The sequence below is a fragment of the Nocardia beijingensis NBRC 16342 genome (genome assembly GCF_001612785.1).
Lineage (GTDB): Bacteria > Actinomycetota > Actinomycetes > Mycobacteriales > Mycobacteriaceae > Nocardia > Nocardia beijingensis.
On record NZ_BDBC01000007.1, the window covers coordinates 95791 to 118586 of the forward strand.

The 22796-nt window shown below is 70.1% G+C and carries 21 protein-coding genes; 12 read left to right on the plus strand and 9 right to left on the minus strand.

What is annotated here, in order from left to right; genetic code table 11:
• Positions 1-37 precede the first annotated feature (37 nt).
• Complete coding sequence (locus NB3_RS03415; protein ID WP_067796300.1) at positions 38-1384, minus strand: lipase family protein; 1347 nt, start codon at positions 1382-1384, stop codon at positions 38-40.
• Between the two features lie 152 nt (positions 1385-1536).
• Between NB3_RS03415 and NB3_RS03420 the strand changes: the two genes are divergently transcribed.
• The 4 genes from NB3_RS03420 (at position 1537) to NB3_RS03435 (ending at position 7139) form a co-directional block, all read left to right on the plus strand.
• On the plus strand, positions 1537-2319 hold the full coding sequence (locus NB3_RS03420; protein ID WP_067796305.1) for an SDR family oxidoreductase: 783 nt from the start codon (positions 1537-1539) through the stop codon (positions 2317-2319).
• Between the two features lie 68 nt (positions 2320-2387).
• Positions 2388-3521: a P-loop NTPase family protein gene (locus NB3_RS03425; RefSeq protein WP_067796307.1), complete on the plus strand. Its 1134-nt coding sequence runs from the start codon at positions 2388-2390 to the stop codon at positions 3519-3521.
• Entirely contained in the window at positions 3508-5088 is a 1581-nt protein-coding gene (locus tag NB3_RS03430; protein ID WP_067796309.1) for a coiled-coil domain-containing protein, read from the plus strand. Before NB3_RS03425 ends, NB3_RS03430 begins: the two co-directional genes overlap by 14 nt.
• Before the next feature lie 218 nt (positions 5089-5306).
• Positions 5307-7139 (plus strand): phosphoenolpyruvate carboxykinase (GTP), encoded by a 1833-nt coding sequence (locus NB3_RS03435; RefSeq protein WP_067796312.1) that lies wholly within the window; start codon positions 5307-5309, stop codon positions 7137-7139.
• A 180-nt stretch (positions 7140-7319) separates the two neighbouring features.
• Here the strand turns inward: NB3_RS03435 and NB3_RS03440 are convergent, their stop codons facing one another.
• Both NB3_RS03440 and NB3_RS03445 read right to left on the minus strand, forming a co-directional pair.
• Complete coding sequence (locus NB3_RS03440; protein ID WP_157111481.1) at positions 7320-8084, minus strand: hypothetical protein; 765 nt, start codon at positions 8082-8084, stop codon at positions 7320-7322.
• Positions 8085-8213: 129 nt separating this feature from the next.
• Complete coding sequence (locus NB3_RS03445; RefSeq protein ID WP_371855875.1) at positions 8214-9047, minus strand: HD domain-containing protein; 834 nt, start codon at positions 9045-9047, stop codon at positions 8214-8216.
• A 22-nt stretch (positions 9048-9069) separates the two neighbouring features.
• Here NB3_RS03445 and NB3_RS03450 point away from each other — a divergent pair, with 22 nt between their 5' ends.
• Both NB3_RS03450 and NB3_RS35480 read left to right on the plus strand, forming a co-directional pair.
• Positions 9070-10026: a GlxA family transcriptional regulator gene (locus tag NB3_RS03450; RefSeq protein ID WP_067796582.1), complete on the plus strand. Its 957-nt coding sequence runs from the start codon at positions 9070-9072 to the stop codon at positions 10024-10026.
• A 344-nt stretch (positions 10027-10370) separates the two neighbouring features.
• Positions 10371-10547: a hypothetical protein gene (locus NB3_RS35480; protein WP_169810639.1), complete on the plus strand. Its 177-nt coding sequence runs from the start codon at positions 10371-10373 to the stop codon at positions 10545-10547.
• On the opposite strand, the gene NB3_RS03460 is transcribed toward NB3_RS35480, so the two are convergent.
• Positions 10548-11993 (minus strand): aldehyde dehydrogenase, encoded by a 1446-nt coding sequence (locus NB3_RS03460; protein WP_067796324.1) that lies wholly within the window; start codon positions 11991-11993, stop codon positions 10548-10550.
• A 209-nt stretch (positions 11994-12202) separates the two neighbouring features.
• Here NB3_RS03460 and NB3_RS03465 point away from each other — a divergent pair, with 209 nt between their 5' ends.
• Positions 12203-12514 carry a hypothetical protein gene (locus NB3_RS03465; protein ID WP_067796327.1) on the plus strand — a complete coding sequence of 104 codons (312 nt, stop codon included), beginning with the start codon at positions 12203-12205 and terminating at the stop codon, positions 12512-12514.
• On the opposite strand, the gene NB3_RS03470 is transcribed toward NB3_RS03465, so the two are convergent.
• The gene (locus NB3_RS03470; RefSeq protein ID WP_067796330.1) at positions 12511-13296 is read right to left on the minus strand and encodes a class I SAM-dependent methyltransferase; all 786 of its coding nucleotides are present in this window, start codon (positions 13294-13296) and stop codon (positions 12511-12513) included. The two genes, NB3_RS03465 and NB3_RS03470, sit on opposite strands and share 4 nt — an antisense overlap.
• Before the next feature lie 115 nt (positions 13297-13411).
• Between NB3_RS03470 and NB3_RS03475 the strand changes: the two genes are divergently transcribed.
• Positions 13412-14584: a glycosyltransferase family 4 protein gene (locus NB3_RS03475; RefSeq protein WP_067796333.1), complete on the plus strand. Its 1173-nt coding sequence runs from the start codon at positions 13412-13414 to the stop codon at positions 14582-14584.
• 42 nt (positions 14585-14626) lie between these two features.
• Here NB3_RS03475 and NB3_RS03480 read toward each other — a convergent pair whose 3' ends face one another.
• Positions 14627-15232, minus strand: coding sequence for an RBBP9/YdeN family alpha/beta hydrolase (locus NB3_RS03480; RefSeq protein ID WP_067796336.1), 606 nt, complete (start codon positions 15230-15232; stop codon positions 14627-14629).
• A 54-nt stretch (positions 15233-15286) separates the two neighbouring features.
• Between NB3_RS03480 and NB3_RS03485 the strand changes: the two genes are divergently transcribed.
• Positions 15287-15634 (plus strand): MerR family transcriptional regulator, encoded by a 348-nt coding sequence (locus NB3_RS03485; RefSeq protein ID WP_067796339.1) that lies wholly within the window; start codon positions 15287-15289, stop codon positions 15632-15634.
• Between the two features lie 15 nt (positions 15635-15649).
• Here the strand turns inward: NB3_RS03485 and NB3_RS36020 are convergent, their stop codons facing one another.
• Entirely contained in the window at positions 15650-17800 is a 2151-nt protein-coding gene (locus NB3_RS36020; RefSeq protein ID WP_244891751.1) for an MmpA family trehalose lipid delivery protein, read from the minus strand.
• A 205-nt stretch (positions 17801-18005) separates the two neighbouring features.
• Between NB3_RS36020 and NB3_RS03495 the strand changes: the two genes are divergently transcribed.
• The gene (locus NB3_RS03495) at positions 18006-19241 is read left to right on the plus strand and encodes a polysaccharide biosynthesis protein (protein ID WP_067796345.1); all 1236 of its coding nucleotides are present in this window, start codon (positions 18006-18008) and stop codon (positions 19239-19241) included.
• Positions 19242-19265: 24 nt separating this feature from the next.
• Positions 19266-19631, plus strand: coding sequence for a VOC family protein (locus tag NB3_RS03500; protein ID WP_067796348.1), 366 nt, complete (start codon positions 19266-19268; stop codon positions 19629-19631).
• A gap of 66 nt (positions 19632-19697) precedes the next feature.
• On the opposite strand, the gene pgfA is transcribed toward NB3_RS03500, so the two are convergent.
• Positions 19698-20858, minus strand: a complete 1161-nt coding sequence (pgfA, locus tag NB3_RS03505; protein ID WP_067796351.1) for a cell envelope lipid trafficking protein PgfA — start codon at positions 20856-20858, stop codon at positions 19698-19700.
• A gap of 204 nt (positions 20859-21062) precedes the next feature.
• On the opposite strand from pgfA, the gene NB3_RS03510 reads away from it, so the two are divergent.
• Positions 21063-22247 carry an acyltransferase family protein gene (locus tag NB3_RS03510; RefSeq protein WP_067796354.1) on the plus strand — a complete coding sequence of 395 codons (1185 nt, stop codon included), beginning with the start codon at positions 21063-21065 and terminating at the stop codon, positions 22245-22247.
• A gap of 14 nt (positions 22248-22261) precedes the next feature.
• Here NB3_RS03510 and NB3_RS03515 read toward each other — a convergent pair whose 3' ends face one another.
• Positions 22262-22726 carry a DinB family protein gene (locus NB3_RS03515; RefSeq protein ID WP_067796585.1) on the minus strand — a complete coding sequence of 155 codons (465 nt, stop codon included), beginning with the start codon at positions 22724-22726 and terminating at the stop codon, positions 22262-22264.
• Positions 22727-22796: the final 70 nt, after the last annotated feature.

The window sequence follows — 22796 nt, forward strand, 5'->3', positions numbered from 1 at the left end:
GCGGCAGGCGGTTGTACCCGGGCCGCTGAGCAGGCCGTCAGGCGGCGCGCGCCGGCGCGATCCTCGGCGCGGTCGGCCGTTGCTGACGCAGCGGCCTTCCGAGTGCGACCTTGGCCGCGGTCACCGCCATCTCCAGCAGTCCGCGCACGCCCGACGGGGAGGCCGCGACCGACCACACGGTGCTGTCGCCGACTTCGCTCACCGGTTGCCCGGCGAACCGGTCCGCCAGCCAGTCCAGGCTGATCGGCGTGGACAGCGGCAGCAGCGAGAAATGCTCGCTGAGCCGGTCGCGAACGTAGGTCACCGCGGCGCCGCCACGGCGGTAGCGGGCCACTTGGCCGTCCACCCCATCGATGTGGATCACCTGGTCGTGGATCGGTTGCACCACCAGCAGCGGGCACGCGGGCGGGGTGTTGCCCAGACGCAGATCGTCGAACATCGCCCGCAGCTCCGGGGTGTCGAGTACTTCGGCGAGCGGCCGGTCGAGGAAGTCGTCCACCTTCTTGCCCGCGAGCCCGAGGATCGCGCCGAGCGGTGTGGCGTTCTCCGCGCGGACGACGAACCGGTGGCCGTCGGGACTGAGCTCGTTGTCGATCAGCGAGCTCAACGCGGGATACAGCCTGCGCAGCGCGGCGATGACGATGGCGGGCAGGCCCGCGTACGGGGTGCCGTTGAGCCGGTCGAAGACCTGCCGCGGGTCGCCGACCGGGGCGCCGAGCACCGCGCCGACGATGTCGAGTTCCGGGGCGTAGGTCGGCGCCATCTCGACCGCCCATGAGCTGGCCATGCCGCCGCCGGAGTAGCCCCACACCGCGACGCGGGTTTGCGGCCCGAGCCCCATCGGGCCGAAGCGAAGGGCGGCGCGGATGCCGTCGAGCGCGCGGTAGCCGGGCTCGCGCGGCGCGCCGAAGTTCCCGTGCGGGCCCTCGTGGTCGGCGATGCTCACCGCCCAGCCGCGCCGCAGGGCGTTCGCGACCAGGAGCCATTCCAACTGGGTGACCGAACCGAGTGCCCGCGCACCGTGGCGCAGGGCGTAGGAGGGGGAGCACTTCTCGGTCACCGCGTCCATCGCGGTCTGGAAGGCCAGCAGCGGGCGGTCCTCGTCCGGCTCCGCGTCGATCGGCAGCAGCACCGTGGTGACGGCCGCTTCCGGCGCACCGTGCAGATCACAGCTGCGGTACAGTAGCTGCCAGGCCGAGACCTGCTGCGGGACAACCCCGAACAGGGCCACGTCGATCTTCCTGCTGCGCAGGATGGTCCCGGGCGCTTTGGCCGCGAACCCTTTCGGCGGTCGATGGAACGGGTCCGCGCTCGGCAGCAAAGGCTTGCGGTCCGCGGGACAGGCCGGCTCCGGGTCGACAGCGCCGATGACGTTCGCGGTCATCGCAACCTCCTCATCGTCGAGGTCGGTTGCCGCATGCGAAAGTTCAAGCTGCGCACCGGTTATGGTGCCGACCACTTCAGTAGGGTAAGTGGCCGACCGGGCGTCTGGGAACCCCCGCGGTACACGGCATTCCCGGCACTAGACTCCCCGGCATGAGCAGACCGACAGTATTCATCACCGGCGCGGCGTCCGGTATCGGGCGGGCCACCGCCTTGCTTTTCGCTGCGCAGGGATACCAGGTCGGGGCTTACGACATCGATGAAGTCGGGCTGACCAGGCTGTCCGGTGATATCACAGCCAAGGGTGGCGCAGTGCACACCGGGGTGCTCGATGTGACGAACGCCACGCAGTGGGCGGAGCGGCTCGCGGAGTTCCACGCCGCGACGGGACGGCTGGACATCCTGGTCAACAACGCGGGCATCCTGCGCGCCGGACCGTTCGAGGAGATCGACCTCCCCGCCCATCGGGCGATCGTGGAGGTCAACGTGGTCGGCGTGCTCACGGGCACGCACAGCGCGTTCCGGTACCTACGCGACACCCCTGGTGCGCAAGTAGTCAACCTCTGCTCGGCTTCGGCGATCTACGGGCAGGCCGAACTCGCCAGTTACGGCGCGAGCAAGTCCGCGGTCAAGAGCTTCACCGAGGCGCTGGACCTGGAATGGGAGCGCTACGACATCCGGGTGCTCGCGATCTGGCCGATGTTCGTGTCCACGGCCATGGTGGACGGCGTGACGACCGGGACGACGAAGTCGCTCGGCGTGCGGCTGACCGCCGACGACGTCGCCGCCGGGATCTGGGAGGCCACCCGCAAGCGCGCCAGGCTGCCGAAGGTGCACTACGAGATCGGCGCGCAGGCGAAGGTGCTGGCGACCGTGGGCAAATACGCGCCGAACTGGGTGGTGCGCACCGCGAACAAGTACTTCAGCGGCAGCTGAGCCGTCGAACCTGTGCCGCGCGCCGACTTCTGACAGAATTGCGCACCGTAAAAGGGGGTACGTGCAGCATGCCGGCAGCCACTGATTCCGATGGACCGCTGCGGGAGCGCGGCGTGCCCGCCTCCACGCACGATCAGCTCGACAGGCTGCTCGCCGAGCTCCGCTTCGGCACGGGGCGGGATCCGCAGATCGGATACGCCGCGGCGGCGGCCGTCAGCGCGTGGCGCAAGCCACCGCGTATCCAGGTGACCGGGCGCGCGCACGCGGGACGGACCACGGTGCTGCACGCGCTCGCGCTCATGTCGGCGGTGGAGACCGATCCGGTGGACCGGCCGGGAGCGCCCGACCCGGAACTCGACGCCGATATCGTCGTCTACGTGCTGTCCGCCGCGCCGACGCCGGCCGATCGGAGGGTGCTGGCCGCGCTGCCGCCGCAGCGCGCGATCGCGGTGCTCAACAAGGCCGACGCGATCGGTTCCCGCTGGGGCGACGCGGTGGCGGCGGCCCAGCAGTACGGCAGGGAGCTGCGAGTCCCGGTGGTTCCGGTGGTCGCCTCGCTGGCGACGCGCACCAGGTCGGGCGCGCTCACCGAGGCCGAGCTGGACCTGCTGCGCAAGCTGGCGACCGAAGCCGACCCCGCGCTGCTGCTCGCGCCGGACCTGTTCGTCGCGGCGGGGCCGGACACCGCCGAGCGCGCGGAACTGCTGCGACGCTGGGACCTGTACGGCGTGGCCTGTGCCTGCACGGCCCTGCGGCACGATCCAGGTCTCACTCCGCAGGCGTTGCTGCAAGTCCTGCACGCGGCCAGCGGCATCGACGCGCTGCACCAGTTGCTGCACCGCCGCTACGAGCAGGTGTCCGCACTGCGCGGCGGCGAGCTGCTCGACGAGCTGGCCCGCCTCGCCGCCCGCGCGGTGCCGGAGGACGGCGGCCGGGCGCGCGACCTGCTGGAGTCCTATCTCTCCAGCGACGACGCCGTCTGGCTCGGGCTCTGCGCCGGCCTGGCCGGGCCCGAAGTGGCCCATCTCGCCGCCGGATATCCCGCGCCCGCGCCTTCCGACGCCGACGACGCGCTGGCTCGCGCCGCGCGCTGGCACGCGGTCGTCACCAGCGATATGCCCCCGCCCGCCCGCCGCGCCGCGTTGCGCGTGCACAACGGATACATCCGACTATGGGAACGGATGAGCAGTGCCGGTCTCTGAGCCTCCGGAATCCGCGGCGGCGAACGTACCTGCCGAGGCGGTTCCGCCGTCTCGCACGCGTGGCTCCTCCACCAACGGCGAACCCGCCGCCGCGCTCGGCCCGGAACTCGCGGCCGTGGTGGAGCGATGGAATCCGCAGGGCATGGCGCTGCTGCGCGCGGTGCGCGACTCCGGCGCCGCGAGTACGGTCACGGTGATCGGTCCCGCCGACGTCAACACGACGCTGTTGCGCACCGAGCTGGCCCGGTTCGAACCGCGCCTCACGCTGTCCGAGCCGCACGCCGACGCGATGGCAGGGGCCGAGACCAGCCCGCCCGCGGTGGCGCTGATCCTGCTCGACGCGGGCACCATCATCGGCGCGGACACGCTCGGGGTGATCGACCGGTTGCGCGCGGACGGCGCCCGCGTGCTGCTGGCCATGAACGGCATCCACGCGCATCAGGACTGGCAGGCGGTGCGGGAGCGCGACTTGGAGCTGCTGGCCGCGGTGGGCGCGGGCGACCTGGACATCGTGCCGGTCTCGGCACGGCTCGCGGCCGCCGCACGCACCGCGGGCGACGCCGGACTGCTCGATCGCTCCGGCGTCGGCGCCCTGCACGCACAACTCACCGCCGCGACCGCCGCGGGCGGTGACCGGCAGGACGCGGTCGTCGGCCGGGTCATCGCCGACACGCGCCGACGGGTGGCCGAGCAGGTGGCGGTGCTGCGCTCCGGCGCCGAACCGGCCCGGCTGCGCGAGGCGCGCTCCGTCCTGCTGGCCGGTCGCGACGGCGGGCGCGCCACGGCCATGTCCACCCTGCGCGGGCAGCTACATCTGGCCAGGGTGGACCTGATGACCGAGATCGGCTCGAACATCCGGGCGCTGCACACCGCCGTGCGCGCCGAGCTGGACCGGCTGCGCCGCGCCGAGCTCGGCGGCTATCCCGCCCGGCTACAGCAGTACGTCATCGAGCTGACCGGCGCTCTGGACCAGCTCATCGACCAGCGCATCGCCGAACTGAGCACCCGGATCGAGAGCACGGACCGTGGTTCGCCGACGCGGCGGCGCGATCCGGCGCCTCGGGTCGGCCCGGATCCCGAGCCCAGGCATCGGGGTGTCGAAGATCACCTTATGATCGCGCTCGGCGCGTCGGCGGGTGTCGGCCTCGGTCGCCTGCTGGTTGCTCCGTTCTCCCTCGTACCGGCCTTGGACGTCGCCAGCGTGCCGGTCACGCTGCTGCTCGGCGGCGGCGCCGCGGCGTGGGTGGTCCGGGCCCGCCGCCAGCTGGCCGATCGAGCGCACATCCGGCAATGGATCGCCGACGCGCTGGTCAATGTAAAAGCGCAGCTCGAGCAGCGCGTGGTGACCGCGCTCGTGGAAGCGGAGACCGTTCTGGCGGATCACGTGGTCCAGGCAAGCACCGCGCGAATGGTCGAGACGGACCGCAGGGTGGCCCGGTTGGAGGCCGAATTGCGCCGGATGGCGGCCGAGCAGCCGGGGCAGCTCGCCGCATGCGAGCGGGATGTCCGGATCATCGATCGCTGGATCTCGCCTGTTGAAACGAACGACCGATTGGGTACACAGTGAGGAACCCGATACCGTACCGGCCGTCACATCGCGTTAACCTCTATTCAGGAACTTGGGCGTCCGCTAAGTCCTGATCTGCCGCCCTCCTGGGGTGCGCGTTCGACCGGTCGGAGCGGGCGCCTTCCCGCCAACGGTGGCGCTCGGTGCATTCGCGCTGGTCATGGGCCTTGGGCCAGGTGGCGAAGCATCGAATAGCCACCCATCTCAGGAGAGTTTTCATGACGTCAGCGACCATTCCTGGTCTTCGTGGATCCGACGGCAAGGCGCCGACCGAGCACAGCGAACTACTCGCCTGGGTACAAGAAGTCGCCGAACTCACCCAGCCGGATCGAGTGGTGTGGGCGGACGGCTCCGACGAGGAATGGGAGCGGCTCACCGAGCAGCTCGTCGCGGCGGGGACGTTCAAGCGCTTGGACGAGAAGAAGAAGCCGAACTCCTTCCTCGCTCTCTCCGATCCCTCCGACGTGGCCCGGGTGGAGTCGCGCACCTTCATCTGTTCGAAGACCGAGGCCGACGCGGGCCCGACCAACAACTGGGTCGAGCCGGCCGAGATGCGCGCCACGATGACCGAGCTGTACCGGGGCTCGATGAAGGGCCGCACCATGTACGTGGTGCCGTTCTGCATGGGTCCGCTCGGCGCGGAGGACCCGAAGCTGGGCGTCGAGATCACCGACTCCGAATACGTCGTCGTGTCGATGCGCGTGATGACCCGCATGGGCGCCGCCGCCCTGGAGAAGCTCGGCGCCGACCGCCCGTTCGTGAAGGCGCTGCACTCCGTGGGCGCGCCGCTGGCCGAAGGCCAGGCCGACGTGCCGTGGCCGTGCAACGACACCAAGTACATCACCCACTTCCCCGAGGACCGGGAGATCTGGAGCTACGGCTCCGGCTACGGCGGCAACGCGCTGCTCGGCAAGAAGTGCTACTCGCTGCGGATCGCCTCGGCGATGGCCCACGACGAGGGCTGGCTGGCCGAGCACATGCTGATCCTGAAGCTGATCTCCCCGGAGAACAAGGCCTACTACATCGCCGCCGCGTTCCCCAGCGCCTGCGGCAAGACCAACCTCGCGATGATCCAGCCGACCGTGCCCGGCTGGCGCGCGGAGACCCTCGGCGACGACATCGCCTGGATGCGCTTCGGCAAGGACGGCCGCCTCTACGCGGTGAACCCCGAGTACGGCTTCTTCGGCGTCGCGCCCGGCACCAACCGCAGCTCCAACCCGAACGCCATGGCCACCATGGAAGCGGGCAACACCGTCTACACCAACGTCGCGCTGACCGACGACGGCGACGTGTGGTGGGAGGGCCTGGAAGGCGAGCCCGATCACCTGATCGACTGGAAGGGCAACGACTGGTACCTGCGGGAGACCGAGACGCTGGCCGCGCACCCGAACTCCCGCTACTGCACGCCGATGGCGCAGTGCCCGATCCTGGCGCCCGAGTGGGACGACCCGCAGGGCGTGCCGATCTCGGCGATCCTGTTCGGTGGCCGCCGCAAGACCACCGTCCCGCTGGTCACCGAGTCCTTCGACTGGCAGCACGGCGTGTTCATGGGCGCGACGCTGTCCTCCGAGCAGACCGCGGCCGCCGAGGGCAAGGTCGGCACCGTGCGCCGCGACCCGATGGCCATGCTGCCGTTCCTCGGCTACCACGTCGGCGACTACCTGGGCCATTGGATCAACGTCGGCAAGAACGCCGACGCGGCCAAGCTGCCGAAGATCTTCTACGTCAACTGGTTCCGCCGCGGCGCGGACGGCCGCTTCCTGTGGCCCGGCTTCGGTGAGAACTCCCGCGTGCTGGAGTGGATCATCGGCCGCATCGAGGGTTCCGCGGAGGCCGAGGCGACCGCGATCGGCAACGTGCCGACCGCCGCGCAGCTCGACCTGGACGGGCTGGACGTCGATCCCAAGGACGTCGACGAGGCGCTCGCCGTGAACGCCGACGAGTGGCGCAAGGAGATTCCGCTGATCGAAGAGTGGTTCGAGTTCGTCGGTGACAAGCTGCCTTCCGGCGTGCGCGACGAGTTCGAGGCGCTGAAGCAGCGTCTGGGCTGACACTCCACCCAAAGTAGCACCTCGCCCGTGCCATCTGACAGATGGCACGGGCGATTTGTTCTGCGCGACAAAGGTTTTGCGGGGGTCCCGGAAGCTACGAGCCGTAGTCGAACGGCGCAGGCAGGCCCGCCGTCCACCGCTGCGCATGCCGACCGGCGGTGCGTGCCACTTGATGACCGGTTACAGGATTCCGATGGCTTCGAGTTGATCCAGGATCTCCGACACCTGCGTGTGGATCGATCTCAGGCTCGTCACGAGCGGCACATCCTCATTCGTGTCGGGAATATTGACGACGACGGTCGACCCGAGTCGGTTGTTGTAGGTGAGCTGGGACTGCGTGACGCCGGGGCGGAGCCGCAAACGGAAATGCTTGAAGACCGCTCCCGGCACCAGTTCGTGTACCTCCAGTCCCGGCGCGTCCACGACTTCGTAGTCATCCGATGGTGCGAAAATAAGCTCGGCCCGGAATTGGTTGCTCACGCGCAGTCGGCAGTGCCGGTCACGGTCGACCAGTTCGCCGAGAAGGCCGAGGGGATGGTGCGTCGGCAGGGGATCATTGAAAGGCTGATTGCGGAGAATTATGGCTGTGGTGACCGCGTCGAATATTTCCTCGATGCATATCTCCTCACCCTTGCTGTTCGTATTGCTCAGCATGATGGGGAAATGCTCGGCGTGCGGATAGACGGCGCGGTCGAGCGCGGACCGCAGGTTGGTCAGCGCATCGCCCGTGATCAGCGCCCATTCGTCGGGCACGTCGGACACGCTGACCGCCGCTACCTCGCAGTCGATCTCGTTTTCGTCTCCGATACCCGGGGAAAAGTCCACCCGGACTTCGACCTCATTCGCGTCCTGGTATTCCGAGATAATGCGTTCGAGGTTGTTGATGTGGTGCCCCGCGCGCGCGAGCTTCAGCCGTGCGCTTGCGATGCCGGTGACACCGTTCATGACATCGAGCATACTCACGCGGCTGGGGCTTGCCCAGCGAGCGCGGAGGGGCGAGAAGCTGGATCAATTCGGAAAATAATTGCTTGTCCGCCTTTGTGTTCAGTTCGGAAATCCGCTTCGCCAATGGATCTATTCGGCGAACGGGGACATTCGGACCATGGTCTGGAAACCCGCCCCGTTGAGCCAATGAATCCGGCCCTCCGGCATCGCCTTCGCCTCCGCCCGGAAAGCGGCGACGGCGTGCCGTTTGAATTCCAGTCGCGGGTGGCGGCGCAGCAGTTCGGCGACCCATTCCCGGTCCAATTCCGCCAGGCGCGTCCCGAGCACGTCCACCGAGGCTCCCGCGGAGACGAAGCCGCCGGGGTCGCCGAGATCGTCGGCGACGCCGGGCGTGAGGTGGGCGGCGACGGCCGCGCCGATCGCTTCGGCCCGTTCCGGCGGCGCGCCGGCGCCCAGTGCGAGAGCGACTGCCCGTTCGCCGCCGACCACGGCGAAACACCGGCCGGGCGTGGGATGTTCGAGGTGCAGGTCGTGCAGGAGGCAGGAGACGTAGACGAGTTCGTCGTCGTAGGCGGCGCCGTCGAGATCGGCCAGGACCCGGCCGAAGTAGTAGGTCCGCAGCGAATGGTTCAGCATGTGCGGCGACAGCGACTCGCACGCCTCGGTCTCCGCCGCGACGGCGAGCGCGGAATCGGGTAACCGCAGACCGGCGAACTCCAGTCTTCCGCGACCGCGCCTGCCCAGCGCCAGCCGGACCCGGTTGGTCACCATGGCGGGCAGCGTGCGGGCGGTCGCGACGGCCAACCCGCGGCGTTGCTGTCTCGACAGCGCGCCGCCGGTGCTGGTGGCCCATGCCCAGTCGAGGCCCGTCGGTGCGGCCACGATGCCCTCCTTCTGATCGGAACTCGGTGTGCGTCGAGTCAAGCGGGCGTTCGGATGCGCGACGAGTGGCGCGAATGACAGTATCGCTCGGATTTCTGCCAAACTGGGGACGATGAGGCAGGTGGTGGCGCTCGCGCTGGACGGAGTGATGACCTTCGACCTGGCCTGCGCCGTTCAAGCATTCCGGCACGGGCCGGGCAAGACCGGCGAACCGTCCGGGTTCGAGATGCGGACCTGTGGATTGCGTCCCGGGCCGGTATGGACACCCAATGGTTTCGAATTGCGGGTGGAGCACGGGCTGGAGGCGTTGGCGGAAGCCGATGTCGTCGTCGTGCCCGGCATCGGCATCCCGACGCTGCCCACCCCGCCGGAGGCGCTGACCGCGTTGCGCGACGCGGCGGAGCGCGGCGCGACCATGGTGAGCATCTGCGTCGGCGCGTTCGTCCTGGCCGAGGCCGGGCTGCTGGACGGGCGGCCCGCGACGACGCATTGGGCCTACTGCGGCGAATTCGCCGAGCGGTATCCGGCTGTGCGACTGGACCCGAAGGCCCTGTACGTCGACGACGGTAACGTGCTGACGTCGGCCGGACTGTCGGCAGGACTCGACCTGTGTCTGCACCTCGTGCGCAGGGAGCTGGGCGCGCACGCGGCGGCGGAGCTGGCCAGGTGGAACGTCACCGCGCCGCACCGGGAAGGCAATCAGGCGCAATACATTCCGGACGCGTCTGCCGGGCGTGCGGATGGCGGGCTGGCCGCCACGCTGGCGTGGGCGGTGGCGGAACCCGCTGCCGCGGTGGATGTTCCGGCGCTCGCCGCGCACGCCCTGATGAGCGAGCGCACCTTTGTGCGGCGTTTCAAGGCGGAAGTCGGCACCACACCGCGGCGGTGGCTGGATGCCCAGCGCACCGCGCGTGCGCGTGAACTTCTGGAAACCACGCGTTTGCCAGTGGAAGTCGTCGCGGCGAAGGCGGGGTTCGGCAGCGTCACCGCGCTGCGCGTGCACCTGCGCGCGGCGACGGGCGCCACGCCGGCGGCGTATCGCCGGTCGTTGGGGCGGTGAGCACGCCGCTGTGAACCGCCCGGTTCGGTGAATGCCGTTGCGATGGAGCCGATTCGGGCACTCAGCGCCCGGTGCTCGAAGTGCGGGCGGATGTGGTGGTGTCCCACGTCACACCGGAGTACGCGAAATTCCCACGGACCAACGGGTTTAGCCCGTTGGGGAAGGGGGTAATGATCTTGTCGAGAGACTTCGTGTATTCGTACCTTATGCTTGGCGTGTTCTTCCTTCCGCATCACCCAGTCGGATTACTGGCGGTTAACTGATCGACTGAACGACTTCCATACCGATATCGGACCCGCGATGCCGCGGCGCACGGCGAGATCGACGCGAGAGGTGGATGGAGCATGGCCGATCTGGAGACATTCGAGTTCGAGACATCGAGCACCCCGCTGCGCCGGGCCGCCGGACGGCTGCGCGCGGTGCTGCCGCCCGGGTGGCGCGTCGAGATCGTCGAGGCGCCACCCCGGCGTTACGGCGGCAACCGTGCGCCGCTGCTGCGGGTGGTCATGCCACCGGAGTGATCAACCGGTCCAGCCGAGCGGCATGAGCAGCGACTTCTGCTCGCAGAACGAATCGAGACCCTCCGGGCCGTTCTCGCGTCCGAGGCCGGAGGCCTTGTAGCCGCCGAACGGCGAACTCGGGTCGAACGCGTACCAGTTGATCGCGTAGGTGCCGGTGCGCACCCGCGCCGCGATCTCGGCGCCGTGTTCGACGTCGGTGGTCCACACCGAACCGGCGAGGCCGTAGACCGAGTCGTTGGCGATGGCCACGGCCTCGTCCTCGGTCTCGTACGGGATCACCGACAGCACCGGCCCGAAGATCTCCTCCTGGGCGATGGTGGACTTGTTGTCCACGTCGGCGAAGATCGTCGGCTCGACGAACCAGCCCCGGTCCAGCCCTTCCGGGCGGCCGCCGCCGAGCACGAGTCGCGCGCCCTCGGCCTTGCCCTTGGCGATATAGCCCTCCACCCGCTCGCGCTGGCGCTCGGAGATCAGCGGGCCCAGCTGCACGGCCGGGTCGTTCGGATCGCCCACCTTCATCGTCTTCACATGCTCGACCAGCGCGTCGAGGATCTCGTCGTACCTGCTGCGCGGGGCGAGGATGCGGGTCTGCGCGACACAGCCCTGGCCGCTGTTCATCAGGCCGGAGAACGCGAGCACGGGGATGCCGGCCGCCAGGTCCATGTCGGGCAGCAGGATCGCCGCCGACTTGCCGCCGAGTTCGAGCGAGACGCTCTTGAGCTGACCGGTGGCGATGGCGCCGATCTTGCGGCCGACCGCGGTGCTTCCGGTGAAGGTCACCTTGTCCACGCCGGGGTGGGAGACGAGGTACTCGGCCGCGTCGGGCTCGGCGGGCAGCACCGAGAGCACGCCTTCGGGCAGACCCGCTTCGGTGAAGATGTCGGCGACCAGGTTCGCCGTGAGCGGAGTCAGCGGGGCGGGCTTCAGCACCATGGTGCAGCCGGCCAGCAGGGCGGGCGCGAGTTTGTTGACCGCGAGGAACAAGGGGACGTTCCACGCGGTCACCGCCGCGACGACACCGCGCGGCTCGCGGCTGACCCGCGTGGTGCCGAACCCGCCGACCCGGGTCTCCGACCACGGGAAGGACTCCGCCAGGGCCGCGTAGGCGTCCAGCGCGGCGACCGCGGGAAGCTGGTTCAGCGTCATCGCGATCATCTGCGGCGCGCCGACCTCGGCGATCAGCGCGGCGAGCAGGTCGGCGGAACGCTGTTCGATCAGCCGGGCGGCGCGGGTGAGCACCTCGGCGCGCTGCTTCGGCGGCGTGGCGGGCCACGGCCCATGGTCGAAGGCGTGCCTGGCCGCGGCGACCGCGGCGTCGACGTCGGCCCGGCTCACCGCGGGGACGCTGCCCACCGGCTCGACCGTGGCCGGCGAGATGACCTGGATGCGCTCGGCGGTGGCTGGCGCGGTCCAGCGGCCGCCGATGAACAAGCTGTCGTAATGCATGAGAACACGTTACAGTTTTCCTCCCCGATTGTCTGTAACCTGTTCTAGTTTTGCGACGCGGCGACGCTCTGGCCAGTGTGAATCCCGACCTCTCGGTTCGCTTTTCGCAGAACGCACTATTGCGTTCTGTTGCTGGAGGGGGGATGCTGGAGCGGCATATCAGCTCGCTCCATTACCGAACCGTTACCGCAAACTGGGGAGTCCGAGTCATGGCGGTGCAAGTGATCGGCCGGTCGTTGATGACAAGTGATCAGACCGAGCATCAGGCGAAATGTGTCGGCAGCGGCGGGTGGGTGGTCTCCTTCCTACCCGGACGCACCCTGACGATCGAGCAGGCGACGGCGGCTATGCAGGCGGCGGAGGCGGTCGCCACGGTAGGGATGCTGGCCGATCTGGTCGGCCTCACCACGCTGGAGACCGTCGGGTTGGCTATGCGCGAATCGCCGTGGAGCGAGCCCGTGCACGCGCCGTGCGGAAAGCGGCACTGGCGCCGCGGGTGGCTGGAGCCTTGCGTCGGCTAACTTTTGGTTGCCACCACGACCAAATTGCTGACAAGTAGCTCACGCACCATCGGGACCCGGACCAACCACCACGCCCAGCGGGGGTGATACCGCGGGAACACTGTGTGCACCTCCGCCGGAGTGCTTGCCGCCCAGCGCAATCCGTCCGCGGCCCGTACCGGGAACAGCGACGTGCCGAACCTGTTCTTGGGTTCGCGCCCGTGCTTGCGCCGATACCGCCGGGCGGCGTACTCGCCGCCGAGGTAGTGCCACGGTCCGGTCTCGTGACCGCCGAACGGGCCGTGCCACACCGTGTAGGAGAGCACGATCAATCCGCCCGGCCTGGTCACCCGCACCATCTCGTCGGCCATCACCCACGGCTTCGAGACGTGCTCGGCGACGTTCGACGAGAAACAGATGTCGACCGCGTCGTCGCGGAACGGCAGCGCCATCCCCGACCCGCGCACCGCGCCCGCCACCGAGAGGCCTGCGGCGTGCATCTCCCTCGGGTCGGGCTCCACCGGAATGTAGCGCGCCCCCGTACGGGCGAACTCGTCCGCGAAGTAGCCCGGACCGCCGCCGACGTCGAGTATCGTCGCTCCGTCCAGCGACCGGCCGGTGAGGTCGGCGTAGAAGTCGGCGATCATCGCCGCGCTGTCGACGGCCAGACCCCCGTAGAACAGGGCCGGGTCGGTCTGCTCGAACCGGAAACTGCCGAGCAGCCGCAGCGACCGGCGCAGGGTCGCCCTGCCGGCGAACCGGGGCTGGCTGCTGCGTGTCGGCGTCTTCGCGGCTTTGAGCACGGCGCCGAGTCTCGCACAACCGCGATGCCGGGCTGCTCGGGCGGGTGCTCGGGTTAGGGTGTAGCGCGACATCCGACGTTCCCACCGGGACCTACTGACCGAGAGAAGCTCCACCGTGCGCGAAGTCCTCCTGCTCTGCTGGCGTGACACCGGGCACCCGCAGGGCGGCGGCAGCGAGCGGTACCTCGAGCAGGTCGGCGCTCAGCTCGCGGCGCGCGGGGTCAAGGTCACGCTGCGCACCGCCCGCTATCCCGGCGCGGCGCGGCGCGAACACGTCGACGGCATCGATATCAGCAGGGCCGGCGGCCGCTACACGGTGTATCCGCGCGCGCTGGCCGCGCTGCTGCTCGGCAGGATCGGTCTGGGTCCGTTGCGCGGCGTGCGGCCGGACGCGGTGATCGACACCCAGAACGGCATACCGTTCTTCGCCAGGGCCGTCACCTCGGCCCCGTCGGTGGTGCTGGTGCACCACGGCCACCGTGAACAGTGGCCGGTCGCGGGCAGGCTGGTCGGCCGCGTCGGCTGGTGGATCGAGTCGCGGCTGTCGCCCCGCGTGCACCGCCGCAATCAATATCTGACCGTTTCGCTGCCGTCGGCGGAGGAATTGGCCACGCTCGGTGTCGACCGCTCGCGGATAGCAGTGGTTCGCAACGGAGCCGAACCTGTTCCAGTGGACGCCCCCACCGGCGCCGCGGAAACCCGCACTCCCGCACCAACTGTCGTGGTGCTGTCCCGTCTGGTGCCGCACAAGCAGATCGAGGACGCCCTCGCGGCCGTGGCCCTGCTGCGCGACCGCGTCCCGGGTCTGCGCCTCGACGTCATCGGCGACGGCTGGTGGGCGGACAACCTCCGGGACAACGCCCGCGAACTCGGCATCGCCGACGCGGTCACCTTCCACGGGCACGTGGACGAGCGGCGCAAGCACGAACTCCTCGCCCGCGCGTGGGTGCACGTGCTGCCCTCCCGGAAAGAGGGCTGGGGACTCGCGGTGATCGAGGCGGCGCAGCACGGTGTGCCGACGGTCGGCTACCGCAGTTCCCGCGGCCTCACCGATTCCATCGTCGACGGCGCCACCGGAATCCTGGTCGACGACGTCACCCAGTTGGCCGACGCCGTCGGTGACCTGCTGGACGATCCGGGCGCACGCACGGTCATGGGGGAGAAGGCCCGCGCCCGCGCTCGCGAATTCTCTTGGGAGCAAACCGGTAACGGGGTTTACGAAGTGCTGGCGGCGGCTGCGAGGGGCGAGCACACGAGCGGATTGATCGCGCCACGGACGGTCGGCTGAGTTGTCGCCGCCGGGCGGTGACGAGGCGGCACGGTAGCCGGTTCATGCCGGGGGAGCCCACAGCGCGTTGGGCCGGGGGTGCGCTGTCCGAAGTACGTCGAGGACTTCGGGGAGTTCGGTGACGCCGTCGTCGGCGAGGAAGTGGCCCGCACCGGGGATCGTTCGCGCGGTGACGCCGAGCAGGGCGGCGAGGCGGTCGGTGTGCGCGGTGGGGACGCACTCGTCCGCGTCGGAGCGGAAAACGGTCAGCCGGGTCACATGCGCGGGGATCGCCCGCACGTCGCAGCCGGATGCGATGTAGCCGTCGAGGTTCGGCAGCGCGGGTAGCGGGTCGAGGAAGCCCGCGACCAGTACCAGGTGGCCGAGCCGCCACCGGCCGGGAAGCGCCGCGAGGTAGCGCAGGATGGTCAGGCAGCCGAGGCTGTGCGCGACCACGGCGGTGCCCTCGTCGGGAGTGCCGACGGCCCTCGCGGTGGCGGCGAGCCACGCATCCGGATCGGGATCACCGGGGTCGGGCATGGCGGGGATGTGGGCCGGGATGCCTACGGCTGCGAGGCGGTCGGCGAGCCAAGGGAACCAGTGGTCGCCGGGCGTCGCGTGGTAGCCGTGGATGACAACGGTGCGGGTGGGTGTTGGTCGTGAGGTCACGGTGCCCGACGGTAGGAGTTCACGTCGGCGTGAAGGTCAAGCTGAGGAGGACAAGTGCTCATCGGGGAACTCGCGGAACGCACCGGGGTGAGTGCGCGCGCCCTGCGGCACTACGAGGAGAAAGAGCTGCTGGTGCCCGAGCGTGACGCGAACGGATACCGGCATTACGCCGAGTCCGCCGTCGCCGTGGTCGCGCAGATTCGGGTCATGCTCGGAGCGGGGCTGAACGCCGCTGCCATCCGGCGGTACCTGGACTGTGTGCGCGACGGTGAGCACGGCCTCAGCGTCGACATGTGCCCCGAGCTGCGGGACGAACTCGACCGCATCGCCGCGCGACTCACCGCGCAGCAGACGGCGCTGGAGGCGACGCGGCGCAGGCTGGACGCGCTGCGGAGCGCGTGACGGCGAGCGCCGTGATCAGTTCCGCGGTCTGCTCCGGGATCGGACTCGTGTGCCGAGGGCGATCACTGGGCCTGCGATGAGCAACGCGGCCCAGAGCACGTGGGCCGCGATGGCGATGGAGCGTTGCGTGGTTGTCGATGCACCGCGCTCGATGACATCGGGCACGCGATACAGCGCGAGGTCGGTGTCCTCGTAGACCTGTTCGACTTGGGCGAGAGTGGACGCCGATGCGCCGACCGGACCCGGGGTGGTCCGTTCGACGAGAATCCAGCCCACGCCGAGACGGGCCAGGTCGGCAGGCGCGCCACCGTGGAGCAGCAGGTTCTCCACTTCTCTTGCGCGGGCGCCCTCACCGGAGACCGTACGTCCGCGCACCGGCAACTCGCCGGTCTGCAAGACGTCGTTGGGCAGCATGCGCGGGGCGGGGTCGAGTACGGGGGACGCGCCGCTGTAGCGGAACTTGCGGAACATGCCGCCCGGCAGCACCGCGACGTCGCCCGGACCGTCCATTCGTTCGGCGACCTGTTGCCAACCCGCGGGATAGTGCACTGGACGCACGGTCCCGCCGACGCCCCAGGCGAGGTCGTGGAGGGGCAATACGATCAGCGCCGCGAACACCGCTGTGACGGCTGCCATCGTGGCCGGAGACGTCCTCGCGGGTCGCGTTGTCGGGTTCGATGTGGTCGGGTACGTCGTCTCGGGTCGGGCCGTTGTCGGGTTCGATGTGGTCGGGTACGTCGTCTCGGGTCGGGCCGTTGTCGGGTTCGATGTGGTCGGGTACGTCGTCTCGGGTCGGGCCGTTGTCGGGTTCGATGTGGTCGGGTACGTCGTCTCGGGTCGGGCCGTTGTCGGGTTCGATGTGGCCGGAGACGTCGTCGCGGGCCGCTCCATTGCGGAGTCCGTGTCCGCGCGGAGCAGACGCCGGGCCGTCGCCGCGCAACCAGCCGCCGCGCACAGGGCGAAAGCGGGCATGGCCAGGGCCGCGTACTTCTGCGTGTCGCGCAGCAGACCCGCGCCGGGCACGTGCGCGACCAGCCACTCCATGGCGTGCATGCCCCACGCGGTCGCGCCGAGCGCGGGGAACAGGATCGCGATGACCGCGAGCAACAGCAATGCCCGGCGGACATGGCGGTTGTCGGGGTCGGCCCCGCCGGTCGCCACGGAGCGAACGCCCAGCGCGACGATCGCCAGCAGCACCAGGGTGGCGACCGCGGCCAGCGGCGTGGTGCGTGAGTCCGGCACCGCATCGGCGTTCCAGATCCCGCCGAGACCGGCCAGGCTCCCGAGCGTGCCGAGACCAGGTTCGGCCCGCGCGGCGAACGCGGCGATGCCCGCCGGATCGGACGGTTCCGCACCGGCGCCGGACAGCACGGTCGCGACCAGCCACGGCGCGGAAGCGGCAAGCCAGAGCACGAGCGTCCCGAGCAGTTGGCGTTGATGCACCAGCGCGATCGCGGTCGCGCCCGCCAGCAGCGCGCCGGTCGGGGTGAGCCCGGCCGCGGCGAGCGCTCCGGCGAGGGCCGCCCACGCGGCTGCCGTTCGGATGGTCGGGCGTCGGGCCGCCGGGCCGCCGAACCGAGTCCCGCCTTCGCTCGCCGTGCCGGTTGGTGCGGAAGCGTGAACTGAATCGGCTGGCGCTGGGCGGTCGGAGGAGTGGGGCACATCCAGCTTGTTCGACAGGACTCGCCGGCGCCGTTTCGCGGTGGCCGCTGATCGGAGGTGGTAGGCGGTCAGCGCTGTCCACGGCAACGCCGCGTAGCCCGCGAGCAGGCTCCAGTGCCCTTGGAGCAGGCGTTCGGCCACGTACGGATTCCATAACGCGACCGTCGCGGCGAGCAGCTGCGGGCCGAGCGACGCGCGCAGCAGTTCGCGCGCGAGCGCCGCAGCCCCGTACGCCGCGGCCCAGAGGGCACAGAGCAGAATCGCCTTGACCACCAGCCCGCCGTCCACGAACGACGACAACGCCGCGAGCAGCGCGTCCTGCGGCACCGCCCGCGGCGCGGCATCGCCGAGACCGAGCGCCGCGTCGGTCGGATAGCTGCGCGGAGTGCTCACGGCGTCACGCAACAGCAGATACCCCGGCGCGAGCAACGGCCCGGCGACGAGCAGCGTCACGACCGCGCTGTATGCCGCGACCACCGCTCGAGTCCGACCGCTCCCGCTCACGCCTGAGCACTGTACGTCCCGAGCACCGCAGTCGCCGATCCAGTGGGACCGGCGCGGAAATGTCCCGTTCAGTTGCGCCGGGACCGCGCGGCACCGCGTATCAGCGCCGTTGCGGGGTTTCGTGCACGTTGCTCCCGAGTCGGCGGCGCCTCACCGCTCGTGGTCCGGCGGGGCGCGCAGGATGGCGGACCGCACGGGTGGGACGATGGGCGGCGTGTCTGCTGTCGCTCGGTTTCCCGTGGTGGCGGATCTGACGTGGGTGACGGCGGGTGCGATGACCGCGAACGTCGCCGGGTATCTACTGCAACTGCTGGCCGGGCGGTGGCTGGGGGTCACCGGGTACAGCGAGTTCGCGAGCCTGCTCGCCGTCCAGCTGCTGTGCGCGGTGCCCGCGCTGGCGTTGCAGAACGTGGTGGCCAGGGAACTCGTGCGCGGCGCGGGAACGGCCGCGCTGCGCGGGCTGCAATGGCGCTGCGCGGTGATCGTCGCCGTGGCGGCCGCGGTGCTGGTGCCGCTGGTCGCCGTCACGCTGCACGCCGGGGTGGCCGCCACCGCGGCGGCGCTCGGCGCGGCGCCCGCGCTGGTGCTTTTGTCCGGTGAGCAGGGCGTGCTGCAGGGCGGCAAGCGGTTTCGCGCGTTGGGAGCCGTGCTCGGCGCCGCCGGGATCGCCCGGGTCGCGCCCGCGCTGGTGATCCTCGCGCTTGGCGGCGGCGCGACGCTCGCACTGTGGGCGGCGGCCTGCGGCATCGCGACGGCGGCGCTGCTGGCCAGGATCGTCGCCGGTGCGTCGGGGCGCGCCGATACCGGAACCGAACCGCGCGTCGCCGCCCCCGGTGTGCTGCCGGTCCTGCGGGCCGCCCAGGTGCAGGCGGCGATGATGGCGCTCTCGTCGGCGGACCTGATCGTGGTCCGGATCGTGCTCGATGACGTGGACGCCAGCCGCTACGCCCTCGGCACCATCGCCACGAAGATCGCCTTTTGGCTTCCGCAGGCGGTCGGTGTCGTGCTGTATCCGCGAATGGCGCAGCCGACGCACTCCGCGAGCGCGATCCGGGCGGCGCTCGCGGTGCTCAGCGGCATCGGTCTCGTCGCCGTGCTCGGGGCCGCGCTGGCCGCGCCGCTCGCCCCGCTGCTGGCGGGCGAGGACTACGCCCCGATCCAGGGCCTGCTGTGGATTTTCGCGCTGCACGGCGCGCTGCTCGCGGTGCTGCAAGGCGCGGTGTTGTCGGCGATCGCCGTCGACCGCACCTCGCTGGCCCTGGTCACCTGGCTCGGCCTGGCCGTCGAGGTCACCTTGATGCTGTCGCTGGCCCGCACGATTCCCGCGCTCATCACCACGGCGGTGTCGGTCGCGGCCACCACCACCGTCGTGGTCGCCGTCATGGTCCTGCGCGCGGCCGATCACACGGCGCGCCCGGAACCGCTGCGCCCGGTCGGCTGACCACACACCGCCTACGATCGGCGCATGATCACCGCGGTGCACACCTTGGTCTACGCGGACGATCCCGACGCCGCCCGCGCGTTCTTCCGCGATGTCCTCGGCCTGCCGAACCTCGACGCGGGCGACGGTTGGCTGTTGTTCGCCACCGGGCCGAGCGAACTGGGCGTTCATCCCACCGATGCGCCGCCGCGTCACGAGATCTCCCTGATGTGCGACGACCTGGAACGAACGATGAGCGACCTGGCCGCCCGTGGAGCGCGGTTCGAGGGCGAGATCGCCGAGCGCGGTTTCGGGCGCTGCGTGGACCTGCGCGTGCCGGGTGCGGGCACGATGCTGCTGTATCAACCGCGGCATCCGGTCGCCTATCCGCTCGCGGGCGGCGAAGTATAGGGACCGAAACGAAATCGGCTCCCCAGCCGGAAGGCGGGGGAGCCGAATTCAGGGGCGTTCAGCCGATCAAGGCTTCTTGTCGATCCGAATCTGTTCGGTCGGCGCATCGTCCGCGCCGCGGTTGACGTGCGGAGCGGGACCGGCCGGAGCCGAGCCGCCAGGACGCTGGAACGGAGCGCCGCCCGCCCGCGCGGGCGTCGGAGCCGAGCCGCCGCGGATGCCGAGAACCACACCGACGATCAGCGCGATCACGCCGAGGACGCCGAGCACGATGGGCAGGATGCGGCCGTACAGCGACAGCTTGTCGATGTTCTCCTTGGCCACCGCGAGCTGCGACTCGATCGTGTTCTCGTCGAAGACGAGGTGCGACTTCAGCGCGGTGACCTCCGGCTTGTCCGCCGTGCGCGAGTAGTAGAGGTGCAGCGCCTCGCCGCCCTTGACGACCGTGCCGGTTTGCGGCTCCACCCACAGGTCACGGGTGTTGGTGTAGAAGCGGGTCATCGTCACGGGGGCATCGCCGCCCTCGACGCCCCACTTGGCGGCGGGCAGGCTCAGCCGGTTGGTCGGCGCGGGAACGACGTCGTACAGGTTGGTGGCCGGCACCGACATCTGGAAGTGGTAGACCTTCGTGTTGTTGATCTCGGTCTCTTCGATGAAGTTCGCGTCGAAGGTCTTGCGCACGTTGAGGTCGAAGTACGGGTAGGTCTTCTTCTCGGTGCCGATCGGGAAGCGGTATTGCAGACCGGTGTGCTGCACCGGCTCCGCGATGCTCTGGCCCTCCAGGTTCGCGGTCACCGCGATCGAGCCGTTGGGCTCGGTGCCGACGGGCTCGCCGGTCACCCGGTCGATGGTCACCCGGTCGACGGTCGCGGTGAGCAGGCCGGTGTCGCCCTGCTTGTCGATGCGCCGCAGCGTCTGGCCCGCCTGCACGGTCATCTGGTGGGCGTCGGCCGGGTCCTCGACGGTGAGGAAGCGCTGCGAGACCAGCGGAACGTTGGTGTCCACCTTCGCCGAGCCTTCCGGAGCGGTGAGCGACTTGGAGTCGAGCACCAGGCTGTCCTCACCCTGCTGGTTCGTCGCGATGGTGGTGATCTCCAGGTCGAGGGGAGTTTTCGCCAGCTTGTCGACGGTGTAGGTCGGGATCATGATTGCGGCGACGATCAGCAACGCGCCGAGACCCACGAGCAGGCAGGCCACCGTCCTTCTGGTACCGGCACTCAGTGCCATGCAAACTCTCCTCGTCGTAGAACACGGGTCGCTCCGGCGAGCACCGCGGGCTCGCCACGGCGCTCGTGAGCCCCGACACTAACAGTCCGATGTCGTACCATGCGGCGTCGAGGCCGGAAACGGCCCAGAAATCGCCCGAGTCTAACGCGAAATCTGAAACGTCGGGTTATCAACTGTGGATCCGGCGAGGCAGACTGGAACCCGATGACCGCAACCCTCCCCACCACCGCGCCCGCGACCGAAAAGGTGCGCCCTCGCGCGTTCGTGCCCGCCTTGGAAGGCATGCGCGGCATGGCCGCGCTCGGCGTGCTGCTGACCCACGTCGCCTTCCAGACCGGCGCCGCCGGTACGCCGGTCATCGGCCGGGTGTGGGGCCGGTTCGACATGGCCGTGGCGGTGTTCTTCGCACTGTCGGGCTTCCTGCTCTGGCGCCCGCACGCGGCGGCGGCGCGCGGCCTCGACAGCGCCCCGCCCGTGGGCTACTACCTGCGACATCGTGCCGCTCGCATCCTCCCCGCGTACTGGCTGGTGGTGTGCGCGGTCCTGGTGCTGCTGCCGAGTGCGGCCGGTACGGCGGGCCTGCGGGTATGGGTGTCGAACCTGGCCCTGTTGCAGGTATTCGTGCCGCTGACGCTCACCGACGGCCTCACGCAGATGTGGAGCCTGTCGGTGGAGGTGGCGTTCTATCTAGTGCTGCCATTGCTGGCGTTCGCGCTGGTGCGCCTGCGCGGCCGCGCGGCGCGGTGGCGGGCGCCGTTGCTGGTCGCGGTCGCTCTGCTCAGCCTCGGCTGGAACTTCATCCCGGTGCCGACGCCGGACGCCATCCACGCGGACAATTGGCTGCCGGGCTATCTGCCTTGGTTCGCCGCCGGCATGCTCCTCGCGGAGCTCGCCGAACATAGCGTCCGGCTATCACGCTGGTGGAAAGTCGGAGCGAATCAGCCGCTGATGTGGACCGTCGCGGTGGCGGCCTTCCTGCTGGCGGCGACCGATCTGGCCGGGCCCGCCGGTCTGACCCGCGCCGAACCGTGGCAGTACGCGGTGAAGATGGGCCTCGGGGCGATCATCGGGTTCACGCTGCTCGCGCCGCTGGTGCTGCGCGAGCAGGCGGCGCGCGGGCACCGCTGGCTGGAGTCGCCGGTGGCCGCGACGCTCGGCCGCTGGTCCTACGGCATCTTCATCTGGCACCTCGCGGTGCTGTCGATCGTCTTCCCGGTGTTCGGCATCCTGCCGTTCCAGGGCGACTTCGGTTACGTTCTTGTGCTCACCGTCGCCGTCACCCTTCCGGTCGCGGCGGCCAGCTACGCGCTGGTGGAGGAGCCGGTGCGGCGCTGGGCCCGCCGCAGGGACCGAGTGCGGCGGACGCCGGAACCCGAACCGGCGCCCTGATCGGCGGCGCGAGCTCAGCCGTCGAGTTGCCGGTGCATGTCGAGCAGATGGTGGCGCAACTCGTGCAGGGTGTGCACGGCCAGCCAGCGCAGGGAGCGATCCGCGGGTTCGGGGTAGGGGAAGCCGAGGGTGCGTTCCCAGTCGTCGTCGCCGAGTCGCTCCAGCACGTTGGCGAACAGCAGAGCGGCGTCCCGGATCTGGCGGGCCACGTCGGCGGGGTTCTGCTGGGCGTAACCGTCGTGCTCGACTCGTTCGTCGCGGCCCATCGGCGTCGCGGGCGGATTGTCCCAACGGCGCGCGGCCAGCACGCGTTCGCGCTGGGCCAGCAGCACGTCCCGGACATGGCAGGCGTACTCCAGCGGCGACCACACATCGGGCTTGCCGCGCTCGCGTAACTTGACGCTGTCCGCGCCGAGCAGGTCGGCGTACTCCACGGCGTGTTCCCGCGCCAGCGACGGCACGTCGGCCGCCGAAGCCATGTCGTAGACGAAACCGCATTCGGCACAGGTGCTCACGCGTGGTCACGTTAGCAACGGGTGCCATTGCGGC